A 13,960-nucleotide genomic window follows, 5' to 3' on the forward strand; every position below is an offset into this window, starting at 1 on the left:
TTAATTTACAGACGAGCGCACTGCAAAGATCGCTGTCGGTCCGGGGACGGACGCCAGTGCGGGACTTCAATGTGGTGGATACGGCGCCAATAGATGGGAGATGCATGCGTTGGATCGAGCTAGGCAAACCTCATAAAAAGCCAGGAGGAAGAGCAAGCCGAGAGAAAGAGAAAAAGAGAAAAAGACGACAACGGATTCGTTGCCTGCTGAAGATGCTGTTCATCTCCCGCGAGGCAGGTTGTGCAAAGTATGACGCCCGCAAACTCTTGATGCAAACGAAATATCTGCCCATAATGAAGCGAGCGCTCAATGGATCCCGTGAATTTCGCCGCTCGCCAAGCACCACATTTTGGCATGACTTCATTACCGATGACATTCATTGACATCGTCTCTTCGTGGCCGGCTTGCCGGAGGCAGGTGGCAAGATTTTCGACGGGGATAAGCTATGAACTCAAGGACGCGACCGCGAGCGTCCCCGCGAATAGCCGTTTTGATGTACATGACAAGCGCTGCCTGGGTACAGTCGGCTCAGGCCCAGAACGCGGTGCCATCTACGTCATCGCAGCGGAACGCGTTGCCGACCATCGAAGTCGTGTCGGACGGGCGGACTCGGCATACACAGGTCAGGGGCGCCACCGCTAGCCGCTCTCACCACGCCACGGCGCGACCGGCCGCGCCCGCCGCCACGGTCCCATCGCCTGCTCCCGCAACGTCCGGTTCGGGGTCATCTCCGGGATCGCCCCGGCCCGAGTTGTCAGCGGCGAGTGAAATGGTCGTCAGCGGCACCGAGGTCAACACCCGGCCCTTCTCGCGTCCGGCCGAGGCACTCGAGGTCGTGCCCGGCTTGATCGTCACCCAGCACAGCGGCGACGGCAAGGCCAACCAATACTTTCTGCGCGGCTTCAATCTCGATCACGGCACCGATTTCGCAATCACGGTCGACCGCATGCCGGTGAACATGCGGACCCACGGCCACGGGCAAGGCTACGCTGACCTGAACTTTCTGATCCCGGAGCTGATCGGCTCCATCGACATCCGCAAGGGGCCGTATTTCGCCGACGAAGGTGATTTCTCATCCGTGGGCGCCGCGCATATCAATCTCATCAATGGCATGCCCGGCTCGATGGCCTCACTGACCATGGGCAGTTTCGGCTACTGGCGCGGGCTCGGTATCACCTCGAACAAGGTGGGCGACGGCACGCTGCTGGCGGCAGGCGAAGTCAACGCATATAACGGCCCGTGGGATAATCCCGACGATCTGCGCAAGCTCAACGGCGTCGTACGCTACAGCCACGGCACGCCCGACGACGGGTTCTCGCTGACCGCGATGGCCTATTCCAACCGCTGGAATTCGACCGACCAGATCCCGCTGCGCGCCATTGAATCCGGCGAGATCGGACGCTATGGCGCGCTCGATCCGACAGATGGCGGCAGGTCCGACCGCTTTTCGCTGTCGGGCCAATGGGCGCAGTCCGGCGAGGCGGGCGTCTCGCGGGCCAATGTCTACGTCATCAAGAGTTCGCTCGATCTGTGGAACAACTTCACCTTCTTCCTCGACGATCCCGTCAACGGCGACCAATTCCATCAGCATGACGATCGCCTGGTAGGCGGCGTCGACGCCTCGCATACGTTTAGCGTGAGCCTCGCCGGCCTGCCGACGGAGACCGAGATCGGCCTGCAAAGCCGCTATGACGACATCGATGTCGCGCTGACCAACACCGTGCAGCGGCAGTTCCTGTCCGATGTGCGCAGCGACAAGGTGCAGGAGGGCAGCATCGGCCTTTACATCAGCAACACCGTGCGATGGACCGACTGGCTCCGCACCACGCTCGGCTATCGCGGCGATTTCTATGCCACCAATGTCGATTCGATTTTCAACGCAGCGAATTCCGGCAGGGCACAGGCCGCAATCGGAAGTCCGAAGGCCGGCGTCGTGTTCGGGCCGTTCCACAACACCGAGTTTTTCATCAATGCGGGCGAAGGCTTTCACAGCAACGATGCGCGAGGCGTGACCATCACGCAATCGCCAACCGATGGCTCTCCGGTCGACTCCTCGCCGTTTCTGGTCAGAACGCGCGGCGCCGAAATCGGCATCCGTTCCCGCGCCATCGCCGGCCTCGATAGCGCGGTCAGCGTGTTCATTCTGGATTCGGCCTCTGAAATCCTGTTCGTGGGTGATGCCGGCGACACCGAAGCCAGCCGCCCCAGCCGACGCTATGGCATCGAATGGACCAATCGTTATCAACCGGCATCATGGTTGAGATTTGATGGCGATATCGCGCTCACCCACGCGCGCTTTCGCGGAGACCAGCCCGATCAGGCCGCGGCCTATGCCGAACTCGCCGGCTATCCGGAAAGCCAGATCGGCAACGCGCCCGGCAACTACATTCCCGGCGCGCCGAACATGATCGCGTCGGCGGGCATGCGGATTGGCGAAGCGATCGGCTGGTTCGGCGCATTGCGCTATCGTTATTTCGGACCGCGCCCGCTGACCGAGGACAACGCGTTCACCTCGCCCGCGACCGGGTTGTTGAACGGACAGATCGGTTATCGATTCGAGAACGGCTGGCGGGTTCAACTCGATGCGTTCAACCTGACCAACAGCCGGACCGACCAGATCACCTACGCTTACGGATCGCTGCTGAAGTCGGATGCGCTATTTGCGCAGTGCCTTGCCAATATTCCGCCGGCGGCTGTCTGTTCGACCGGGGTCATGGACCGGGTGCTGCATCCGGTCGAGCCGTTCGCCGTCCGGCTCACCGTTACAGGACGGTTTTAGAGCCTGATCCCGAAACGTGGAAACCGGTTTTCGGACACGATCATGCTCAAACAAAGAAGACGGGCGACGAGCCTGATTCAACGCCGTTGAAGCAGACTTCTAGAGCCTTTTGCTTTCTGACGGGATCAGAAGCGCGGCGCTATGATTTTGATCCCGTGCGTTTTCTTCATGCGAACCTGTCATCCATCCTCGGGGGCAAGCCCGAGGATGGGCTTGGCGCGAAAACACCGTGCAACCTTCGCCGTCCAATGGCGCCACGTCCTTCTTCCGCCGACCGCATCGCCGCCCTCCATCTCAATCAACGAGTGCCGGACTTGGCTGGCTCTCCACTTCCTTAGCGCGGAAGAAAATCACATAGAGCGCCGGCAGGACGAGGAGTGTCAGCACCGTGGCCACGAACAGGCCGCCCATGATGGCGAAGGCCATCGGCCCCCAGAACACCGTCGGCGCGATCGGAATGAAGCCGAGCACGGTCGAGATCGCGGTCAGCATGATCGGCCGGAATCGGGACACCGCGCCTTCAACGATGGCGTTCCACAGGTCGCGGCCCTGTTTGCGCTCGGCCTCGATCTGCTCGATGAGAATGACCGCATTGCGCGCGATCATGCCCATCAAAGCGAGAATGCCGAGGATGGCGACGAAGCCCAGCGGCCGGCCGGACAACAGCAGCGCCAGAACGATGCCGATTAACCCCATGGGCACGAGCAGGAGCACCATGGCGAGGCGGCTGAAACTGTGCAACTGCGCCATCAGGAACAACAGCATCAGGAACAGCATGGCCGGCGCCACCGCATAGACCGAAGCCTGAGACGCGGCGCTTTCCTCGACCGTGCCGCCGACCGCGATATGATAGCCGCGCGGCAGGTCCGCCCGTAGTTTGGCGATCGCCGGCGCGAGCGCCGCGACCGCGCCTTCCGGCGTCGCGCCGGGCGCGACATCGGCCTGAACCGTGAGCGTCGGCACGCGGTCGCGCCGCCAGACCAGCGGATATTCCTGGTCGTACTCAAAGCGCGCGATCTGGCTCAGGGGAACCGTTTGGCCGCTTGGCAGGGGCACCTGCAAGGATTGCAATGTGTCGAGCGAGACGCGCTGCTCCCCTTTCGCGCGGGCGATGATGTCGACGAGATAGATGTCGTCGCGCACCTGCGTGACCGGCGCGCCGGTCATGACCGTATTGAGGAAGGACGACAGGGCCTGAGAGCTCAGGCCGAGCAGCCGCGCCTGATCCTGGTCGATCTCGACCCGCACCTGGCGCGCCGGCTCCATCCAGTCAAAATTTACGCGGCGTAACGCGCCTTCATTGCCGAGGATCGCCCCGAGCTGCAAGGAGATCGCGCGCACCTGCCCGAGATCGGGACCGCTGACGCGATATTGCACCGGCCAGCCGACCGGCGGCCCCAGTTCCAGCGGCGAGACGCGCGAGACGACGCTGGGGAAATTTTCGGCGAGCGTCTTTTCCAGCTTGGCATGCAGCCGCTCGCGCGCGGCAACGTCCTTGGCGATAACCACCGCCTGGGCGAAGAAGTCATTGGCAAGCTGCACATTGAGCGGCAGGTAGAAGCGGATCGCGCCGCGGCCGACATAGGTGCTCCAGCTGGCGACGTCCGGATCCTCCTTGAGAACGGCGTCGAGCCTCTCGGCGACCTTGTCGCTGGCGAAGATCGAGGCGTTCTGCGGCAAGGTAAGATCGACCACCAGCTCCGGCCGGTCCGAGGCCGGGAAGAACTGACGCGGCACCAGGGGCATGGCGAGAAGCGACAGGACGAAACAGCCGACTGTGATGCCGATCGTGATCCAGCGATAGCGCATGGCGACGAGCAGGACCGAGCGGAAAACATTCATCACCCGGCTCGGCTTTTCCTCCTTTTTCGCCTCCGGCTTGAGCAGCCAGACGCCGAGCAGCGGCGCGAAGATCACTGCGACGAACCAGGAGACGATCAGCGCGATGGTGACGACCGCGAAGATCGAAAACGTATATTCGCCGGCCGAGGACCGGGCGAAGCCGATCGGGACGAAGCCGGCCGCCGTGACGAAGGAGCCGGTCAGCATCGGCGCGGCCACGCTGTCATAGGAGAACGCCGCCGCCTTTTCCTTGCTGTCGCCGAGGCCGAGGCGCACGATCATCACGTCGATGGTCGTCATGGCGCTGTCGACCAGCAGGCTGAGCGCGATGATCAGGGCGCCGAGCGAGATGCGCTGAAGATCGATGTGCAGCGCCTCCATGATCGGAAAGACGATGGCGAGCGTCAGCGGGATGGTCAGCGCCACCACCGTTCCCGGCCGCAGGCCGAGGCTGATGATGCTCACCGCCATGATGATGGCGATGGCCTGCCACAGGGATTCCATGAATTCGCCGATCGCCGTCTTGACCACGACCGGCTGGTCGGAGACGAGCGCGACATTGACGCCGAGCGGCAGTTCCTGAACTTCGTCCGCGACCGCTTTCTTCACATTCGCGCCGAGGCCGAGAATATCGCCGCCGTCGCGCATGGCGATGGCGAGGCCGATGGCAGGCTTGCCGTTAACGCGGAACATCGGCTGCGGCGGGTCCGAAAGCGTGCGGCGTACCTCGGCTATGTCGCGCAGGCGGATCAGCTGGCCGTTGGACAGGAAATTGAGGTCGAGCAGGTCGTTTTCGGATTTGAAGGCGCCGCTGACGCGGATCGACAATTTCTCGTCGCCGGTCTGGATCGACCCGGCCGGAATGACCGCGTTCTGCGCCCGGATCGCCGCGATCAGCGCGGCGCGGTCGATGCCGAGCCCGGCGAGCTGGCGGGTCGAGAATTCGACATAGATCTGCTCGTTCTGCGCGCCGAGAATCTCGATCTTGGAGACGTCGGGAACTTGCAGCAGCTTCGAGCGCATCTCCTCGACATAGTCGCGCAATTCGCGGTGGCTGAAGCCGTTGTCGGCCGTAAAGCCATAGATCAGGCCATAGGTGTCGCCGAAATCGTCATTGAAGCCGGGGCCGACCACGCCCTGGGGCAGCGAGCCGCGAATATCGCCGATGTTCTTGCGCACCTGATACCAGATGTCCGGCACCTCCTTGGGCGAGGTCGAGCCCTTGAGATTGACGAAGATCGTCGTCAGGCCGGGGGTCGTATAGGACCGCAGGTAGTCGAGGCCCGTGGTCTCCTGCAATTTGCGCTCGATCCGCTCGGTAACCTGCGTCAGCGTGTCTTCCATGGTCGCGCCGGGCCAGGCGGCCTGCACGATCATGGTGCGGAAGGTGAAGGCCGGGTCCTCGTTGCGGCCGAGACGGTAATAGGACGACAGGCCGATGACCGTGATCGCGAGCATCATGAAGACGACGAATGAGCGATGCTTCAGCGCCCATTCGGAAAGATTGGGGCCGATCATGACCGCGCGCCCTCAAGGCGGACCTTCTGGCCCGGAACCAGCGCCTGAACGCCGGCGGTGACGACGATCTCGCCGCCGTCGAGTCCCCCCGAAAGCACCACTGTCCCGGGATCAAAGCGCGCAACCTCGACAGGCTTGAGACTGACGGTCAGGCTGTTCGGATCGACCACCCAAACCGCCGGCCTTTTGTCCGTGGCCGTCAAGGCGCTCGCAGGCAGTGAAATTCCGTGGCCATGGTCGACGTCCACCCGGCCCGTCACGGTTGCGCCGAGCCGCATGGCCGGCGGCGGATCATTGACCGCCACGCGGACCTTGAACGTGCGCGTGACCGGGTCGGCCTGCGGATCGATCTGCCGCACCCGACCCTTGGCGGTCACGCTTGGATCGTCGGTCAGAGCAATGGTCACATCGGCGTCGCCCGGCGCCGTACGCAACACCTGAGCCGAAACGTCGAACACAGCGTCCCAGCCGGCATCGCGCGCAACCGTGAAGATCGTCTGCCCGGCCTGCACTACCTCGCCCGATTCCGCCGCGCGGCGAGTGATCGTGCCGGTCACGCCCGCCCTGAGTTCAGTGTAGCTGACGCGGTCCTCGGCGATTTCAGCCTGGGCCTTGGCATTATCCACTGCCGCCTGCGCGGTGCGCAGGGCTTGCTGGGCCTGATCGAAATTGGCGCGGGTGGTCCAGCCCTGCCGCAGCAATGTCTCCTGCCGGTCGAAATGATTGGAATCCTGCTCCAGCCGGGCGTTGGCGGCCGCGAGCGCGGCGCGCGCGGAGCGAAGCGAGTTCAATTCGTTCTGCGGATCGAGCTTGGCCACCAACTGATCCGGCGTGACGCGATCGCCCGTATCCACCAGGCGCTCGATGATCCGGCCGCCGATACGAAAGGCGAGCGCGACTTCCTTTTCCGCCTGAAGCTGTCCGGTCAAGACGATGGATTCGCCTAGACCACCCTTTTCGGCGACCACGGTGCGGACGTGACGCGGCGGCGGCGCTTCCTTGGCGACCTCGCGCTCGCAGCCGGACAGCATGACTACGAGCAGCGGAGCAACCGCAAGCAACAGGCAGGATCGGCTTCGGGCAACCATGCCGGGGTGAACTGACGAGGACATTCGAACCTCACATTAGAGCCGTTCCGGCAAACATGCGCAGCGGTTCTGCGTCCGGAATTCGTGAAAACTAAAGAGATAGAACATCGGAGGCGATTCTGGTCTCGCCGAAAATGCTCTGGCCGGTGGCGTGGCGACAATATCGTTTAGCATGATCTTATATAGATTCCGCCTCGAAGATAAACCCTGAGCCCACCGACCCCGATCTCATCCGCAAGGTCTCATCCGCACGGCGATCTGGCTGACGTTCATCCGCCTGTCCCGTTCTAACGAGCCGTCGCGGCCTTTCTCAGCGCGGGACTTGATCTGACGATGAACTTCTCGATCTCCACCACGAGGAAAAAGACGACTCCCCCGGCAACCAGCCAAAGCCAGGCGGATCGCGGCATCGCCTCGGTGTCGAAGATTGCCTGGAGCGGCGGCGCATAGGTGAACAGAAGCTGCAACACCACGACCGCGCCAATTCCGTACCAAAGATAGGGATTGCCCATGTGGGCGCGCACCGACAGGGAGGAATCGAGCAAATAGCGGCTGTTGAGGAGATAGAAGATCTGCCCCATCGTGATGGCGTTGACGGCGACAGTGCGCGCCAACGGGTCAGAGGCGCCGTGCGCCTTCATCCAGAAGAAGGCCGCGAGCGTATAGAGCACGAGCGCCGCGCCGACGAAGAGAATGCGCCATATCCCGAAGCCGGTGACGATCGGCCGATCCATTGCGCGCGGCGGCCGCAACATCACGTCCGCCTCATGCGGCTCGAAGGAAATGGCGAGGCCGAGAGCCACGGACGTGACCATGTTCACCCACAGCACCTGCGGGCGGTGATCGGGAGAGTAAATGCAAACAGAATCGCGACCGCGATCACCGCCCCCTGGGCGATATTGGTCGGCAGCAGGAAAAGCATCGCCTTCTCGATATTGTTGTAGACGGTGCGACCCTCCTTCACCGCCGCAGAGATCGAGGCGAAATTGTCGTCGGCGAGAATCATCCCGGCCGCTTCCTTCGTGACCTCGGTGCCCTTGATGCCCATCGCCACGCCAATATCCGCTTTCTTGAGCGCCGGCGCGTCGTTCACGCCGTCGCCGGTCATGGCGACGATCTGCCGGTTGGCCTGAATCGCCTTCACAAGCCGCAGCTTGTGCTCCGGGCTTGCGCGGGCGAAGACGTCCACGTCGCGCACGCAATCCTGCAAGGCCGCATCGTTCATGGCCTCGATCTCGGTGCCGGCAACGGCGGTCTTGCCGTCGCCGATGCCGAGCATTTTCGCGATGGCCGCCGCGGTGATCTTATGGTCGCCGGTGATCATCGTCACCCGGATGCCGCCGCCGTGACATTCCCGGACGGCGTCGATCGCCTCCTTGCGCGGCGGATCCATCAGTCCCACGAGGCCCAGCAGGATCAGGTTCTTCGGAAGGTCCTCGGCCTTGAGGCCGCCTGCCGCTAGACTCGGCGCGGGCAGCCACGCGAGCCCCAGCACGCGCTCGCCCTGCGCGGCGAGCCGATCGCCCTCCCGCATGAAGCGGTCGCGGTCGAGGGGCGCCGGAGCGGACGCCGTCTGCTGGCGGTCGCAATGATCGAGGATCACCTCGGGCGCGCCCTTCACCAGCAGCATCTCGCCGCTAGCCCCGCGGTTGAAGGTCGCCATGAACTTGTGTTCGGATTCGAAAGGAATTCCGTCGATCCGAGGCGCGGCGGCGGCTTCCGCCGCACGGTCCATGCCGAGCTTGGCGGCGAAGGGATAGAGCGCGCCCTCGGTCGGATCACCCTCGACCTTCCACTTGCCGTCGTCCCGAAAAATTTCGGCATCGTTACACAGCAACGATACGCGGCCCATCAGCACCAGCGTTTCGGGCAGGTTGCCGACCGGCTGACCGTTCGCCTTCACCTCGCCCTCGGGCGCGTAGCCGTCTCCCGTGACCTCATAGGCTTCGCCTGCCGTGACGACGGAGGTCACCATCATCTCCATCAGCGTCAGCGTACCCGTCTTGTCCGAGCAGATGCGTGAGACCGATCCGAGGGTTTCGACCGCCGGAAGACGGCGGATGATGGCGTTGCGCTGGGCCATGCGCTGGACGCCGATGGCGAGCGTGATGGTGATCAACGCCGGAAGCCCCTCCGGGATCATCGAAACGGCAATGCCGACGACGGCCTGGAACAACTCGACGAAGCTCATGTGGCCGAGCCAATGGCCCCAGGCGAAAAGCAGAACGCCGATGACGGCGATGGCTGCGGTGATGACGTAGCCGAATTTCTTGATCTGACGCAGCAGCGGCGTTTCGAGCATCTGCACGTCTGCGAGCATCTGGTTGATGCGGCCAAGCTCCGTCTCGCCACCCGTCGCCACGACGATGCCGGTGCCCCGGCCCGACACGACCATGGTGCCGGAGAACGCCATGTTCTCGCGATCCCCGACGGTCGCCTTGACGGGGACCGGCAGGGTGAGCTTTTCGGCAGGCACGGACTCGCCCGTCAGCGCCGCTTCCTCGGTGCGTAGATTCTTCACGTCGAGAAGGCGCATGTCCGCGGGAATCCTGTCGCCCGATTCCAGAAGCACGACATCACCCGGTACGAGATCCTCCGCCGGGATCATGCGGGTTTCCCCGCCGCGCACCACGCGAGCCTCCGCGGAGAGCATGTTGCGGATGGAATCGAGCGCCTTCTCGGCCCGTCCCTCCTGCAGGAAACCCAGGAGCCCATTGAGAATAACGACCGCGAAGATAATGGAAGCGTCGAGCCACAGGCTCAGCATGAGCTTCACGAAGCCCGCCGCGAGCAAGACATAGATGAGAATATTGTTGAACTGGGCGAGAAGCCGCATCAGCGGTCCCTGCTTCTTGCCCTGAGGCAGGCGGTTCGGCCCATGGCTCTTCAGCCGCACGGCCGTCTCGGCCGCATCGAGGCCGCGCGCGCGCTCGACACGCAGTTGCTTCTCGATGTCCTCGGCCGGCATCGCGTGCCACGGCGTCGATGCTATCCCTGGAGCCGCGACCTCGTTCATGCTGGTTTCTCCGGTTGCGGTGGATGTGGAGCCCGCGCGGCTCAGGCGGTTGCGCCCGCTCGGGGGCTGGCGCGGCCGAGAAGATGCGCCGCCGAGCGCCAGGCGTGATGCACGATCCGGTCGATCCGGCGCGCGGCATCGATCTGGGCGAAAGCTTCGGTTGCGGTCAGTTCGCCCGGCGCCACGGCGGCAAGGGTGGCGGCGCGGTGATCGCGCTGCATGGCGTCGAGCGCGGTCGAGGCCTTTTCAGCCTCGGCAAGAGCCGCGGCGACCTCGGCCGACGCCGCCCATCCGATCGGCTCCGCCTGCACGGTGAGGGCGGACTCGGCTGTGATGGACGCGCTGATCGTCTGCGTGGCCCGCATGGCCTGCTCGCAAAGCGCGGCCGCGCGCGGATCATGCGAGGCGGCGGGTCCCGTCCTTGCGGACTCGCCCTCCCCGAGAATCTCGATAAGCCGCGAGGCATGCTCGAGCGCGTGCAAGGTGCTCGTCATGCGGTGCCGCTCGGCTTCGGTCTCGGGCGGAGCGTTCATGTCCGAAAGGAAATCCCGAACCTGCTCGAGCGTAGCGGCCGCCGCCGCGATACCCGGCGGGACTCCGCCGGAGGCGGCCGAGGCGGCCGTCGTCCCGAGGATATCCGCCACGACGCGCCGGGCGGTCTCGACTGCGATCACCGGGTTGGAGAGCGCGCTCGGATCCAGCGCGCGCTCCAGCGCAGTTTCCTTCGACGGCAGGATCCGTTCCACGACGCGCGTAAACCACTGCGTCGCGGGGAGCAGCACCGCAACGCCGACGACGTTGTAGGCGGTGTGGTAGGCGGCAAGCAGCGTCGTCCCGTCGGCCGACGCGGTGAGGCGCGCCATCAGCGTCACGGTCAGTGGGAAGGCGAGGATTGCGATCACGGCCGCGATCAGCTTGAACAGCACATAAGCGAGCGCGAGACGTTTGGCCGTCACGCTCGCGCCGATGGCCGCCATGGCCGAACTCGTCGCTGTTCCGATGTTCTGCCCGATGATCAGGGCGGTGCCCTGTTCCAGGCTCACCGCCCCGGCGTAGAAGGCCGCGATGGTGACGGCGATGGCCGCCGTGGAGGACTGCATCACCGCCGTCATGGCGAGGCCGACGATGATCAGGATGAAAAGGCCTCCCCAACCGGCCGCCCAACCGATCCCCGGCATGCCGATCACCGCGGGGAGGTCGGACGGGTTCAGGCTCTCCGCAAGGCCGCCCATGCCCTGCTGGAGCGTGGTCAGCCCATAAAGCACCAGCGCGAAGCCCGCGAGCGCGCTGCCCGCCGACGCGATCCGCCCGCCGGCCAGCAGCTTGGTCAGGGCGCCGATGAAGATCAGCGGCAACGCGTAGGCCGAAAGCGAGACGCGCACGCCGATCAACGCCACCAGCCAGCCCGTTCCGGTCGTGCCGACATTGGCGCCGAACACCAAGCCGAGCCCTTGCGGAAAGGTCAGCAGCCCGGCGTTGACGAGACCAATCGTCGTCATGGTCACCGCGCTCGACGACTGCACCAGCAGGGTTATGATTCCGCCCCAGAAGGCGCCCGAGAGCGGCGTGGCCGCCGCCTTGCCAAGCACGGTGCGCAAGGAAGATCCTGCCAGCGCTTTCAATCCGTCGGTCATGACGGTCATGCCGAGCAGGAACAGCCCGACGCCTCCAAGAATCGCAATCGCGGTCGACATGGACGGTCCGGCGCCTATTTTTGTTGCTTGAGTTCCGCTCGCGCCGCGGCGAGATCTTTCATCTGCTCCGGCGAGACCTTGGGGTATTCGAGGTTGAGCTTCTCCATGGCTTCGACGATGGCGGCGGCAACGACAAGGCGCGTGAACCATTTGTTGTCGGCGGGCACCACGAACCAGGGCGCGGCCTTCGAGGCGGTCGCGCGGATCGCCTCTTCATAAGCCTTCATGTAGTCGTCCCAGTGGCGGCGCTCGCGAACGTCGCTTGCCGAGAATTTCCAATTCTTCTCGGGCCTGTCGAGGCGCTGCATGAAGCGCTTCTTTTGCTCCTCATATGACAGGTTGAGATAGAACTTCAGAATGACGGTGCCCTGCCGCGTCAGATAGTCCTCGAAGCGGGCAATATCGGCGAGGCGCTCATCCCATATGTTTCGCCCGACCAGTTCGGCAGGAATCTTCTGCGCCTTGAGCAGTTGCTGATGCACCCGCACCACAAGCGTCTCCTCGTAGTAGGAGCGGTTGAAGATGCCGATGCGGCCACGCCGGGGCGCCATCTGGGCATAGCGCCAAAGGAAATCGTGCGACAGCTCCTTGCTCGACGGTTGCTTGAACGAAAACACGTCGCAGCCCTGCGGATTGACGCGCGACATGACGTGCTTGATCGTGCCGTCCTTTCCCGCCGCGTCCATGGCCTGGAACACCAGCAGCACCGACCAGGAGTCCTGCGCATAAAGCATGTCCTGCTCCATCGCGAGCCATTCCGAGCCGCGCTGGAGAAGCCGTGACGCCTCCTGCTTGTTCATCTTGAGCCCGAGCGTGTCGCCCGGATCGAAGTCCTTCAGGCGGAATCCCCTCCCCTTCTGTACTCGAAATGGGTCGGTGTATTTCTTGACCGCGTCGACTATTTCACTTCGAGTCATTACACTTCGAGCCATTGGGAGTTGTCCTCAGAAGGCTGTCCTCAAAGTACGAGGGCACCCTCAAATACGAGACTTCGAGGCGGCCTGATCCTGCTTTTCTCTCCCTTCTCCCTGATTATCGCTGCGCGGCGGCGGCAGCCGTCGATGGCGGGGGAACGACACGTCCCGCGCCTCGCGGTCACGAACAAACCACGCCGTCATATTTTTCCGGAAATGGATCAGAAAAAGAAAACCGGAAATGAGTCGGGATAAGACAAAATAGTCGCGCTTGCCTCCGCAGCCGCAAAACCAGGAATTCACATCCGGAATTAACGCCAGAAAAACTTGTCCAACTGCTGTACATGCGGAATCTGCAACGCGAGCAATCATTTTGTCAAATTAACACTGTCAGCCAACACGCTTCAAAAATAGACAAAGTGATGATCGGTCGCGGAGATTGCATTCGCCCCGGACATTGCAATCGTGCTCCGATCTAGAAAATGTGCCAAATCTAATATGCTCCAATCCACTGATCCAACTCAGCAAAGTCGGATCGTTCGACCAGGATCGTCCAACATGAGAAAAGCGCCGTGTGTTCAAGCGCAATTCCTCTCGCGGTCCAGAGACAGATCGGCGTGATCTGCGAGAGCGTTACGAGAAGCACAAACGCATGGCCGCCCACGCCGCAAGCGTGATGAGTTGGTTCAAGCAGTCTGCACCAAGGTATCCGCGCGTCGGCGCTCATGCCGCCAAGATTAGAGAGCCGCGCATTTCCGACCTTCACAAGAGACCGACGTCGGTATTTCGAGCCACTTGTCTCATCTGTCATCATATGCGATGCAGTAAAACAAGATACGACGCAGCCGTTTATAGATCTCCTATAGATCTCCGCCAGATATTCAGATCGGCTCCTCCCGATGCAAAGTCATACTACTTCGGCAGATTTACTGACGCTGCAGTTCTGCAGGGATTCATTCGTCTACGATACCGGCATCGCTTGGAGCAGTTCAGGCAAAAGTGCGGGCGGTTGCGTGTCCGGAATTGCGTAAGCTCAAGAGACAGAGCATTGGCGACGATCCTGTTTTCACCAAATGCTCTCGTTGACGGCCGAAGAACGAGATCGACGG

General features: G+C 63.0%; 9 protein-coding genes. 2 read left to right on the forward strand and 7 right to left on the reverse strand.

Annotated elements, in window-relative coordinates; translation table 11 throughout:
* Nucleotides 1-104 precede the first annotated feature (104 nt).
* Together BGO16_RS12865 and BGO16_RS12870 are read left to right on the forward strand one after the other, a co-directional pair.
* Nucleotides 105-383, forward strand: coding sequence for a hypothetical protein (locus tag BGO16_RS12865; RefSeq protein ID WP_292619126.1), 279 nt, complete (start codon nt 105-107; stop codon nt 381-383).
* Nucleotides 384-769: 386 nt separating this feature from the next.
* Nucleotides 770-2,779: a TonB-dependent receptor gene (locus BGO16_RS12870; RefSeq protein ID WP_292619127.1), complete on the forward strand. Its 2,010-nt coding sequence runs from the start codon at nt 770-772 to the stop codon at nt 2,777-2,779.
* Nucleotides 2,780-3,073: 294 nt separating this feature from the next.
* Here BGO16_RS12870 and BGO16_RS12875 read toward each other — a convergent pair whose 3' ends face one another.
* From BGO16_RS12875 to BGO16_RS12905, 7 genes are all read right to left on the reverse strand, one after another.
* Nucleotides 3,074-6,139, reverse strand: coding sequence for an efflux RND transporter permease subunit (locus BGO16_RS12875; RefSeq protein WP_292619128.1), 3,066 nt, complete (start codon nt 6,137-6,139; stop codon nt 3,074-3,076).
* Complete coding sequence (locus BGO16_RS12880) at nt 6,136-7,251, reverse strand: efflux RND transporter periplasmic adaptor subunit (protein WP_292619129.1); 1,116 nt, start codon at nt 7,249-7,251, stop codon at nt 6,136-6,138. Before BGO16_RS12880 ends, BGO16_RS12875 begins: the two co-directional genes overlap by 4 nt.
* 263 nt (nt 7,252-7,514) lie before the next feature.
* Nucleotides 7,515-8,042, reverse strand: coding sequence for a cation transporting ATPase C-terminal domain-containing protein (locus BGO16_RS12885; protein ID WP_292619148.1), 528 nt, complete (start codon nt 8,040-8,042; stop codon nt 7,515-7,517).
* Nucleotides 8,043-8,044: 2 nt separating this feature from the next.
* Entirely contained in the window at nt 8,045-10,243 is a 2,199-nt protein-coding gene (locus BGO16_RS12890; RefSeq protein WP_292619130.1) for an HAD-IC family P-type ATPase, read from the reverse strand.
* Nucleotides 10,244-10,284: 41 nt separating this feature from the next.
* On the reverse strand, nt 10,285-11,937 hold the full coding sequence (locus tag BGO16_RS12895; protein WP_292619131.1) for a Na/Pi symporter: 1,653 nt from the start codon (nt 11,935-11,937) through the stop codon (nt 10,285-10,287).
* A gap of 14 nt (nt 11,938-11,951) precedes the next feature.
* Complete coding sequence (locus BGO16_RS12900; protein WP_292619133.1) at nt 11,952-12,854, reverse strand: polyphosphate kinase 2 family protein; 903 nt, start codon at nt 12,852-12,854, stop codon at nt 11,952-11,954.
* A 60-nt stretch (nt 12,855-12,914) separates the two neighbouring features.
* Nucleotides 12,915-13,223 (reverse strand): hypothetical protein, encoded by a 309-nt coding sequence (locus BGO16_RS12905; RefSeq protein WP_292619134.1) that lies wholly within the window; start codon nt 13,221-13,223, stop codon nt 12,915-12,917.
* Nucleotides 13,224-13,960: the final 737 nt, after the last annotated feature.

Source organism: Nitrobacter sp. 62-23 (assembly GCF_001897285.1).
Classification (GTDB): domain Bacteria; phylum Pseudomonadota; class Alphaproteobacteria; order Rhizobiales; family Xanthobacteraceae; genus Nitrobacter.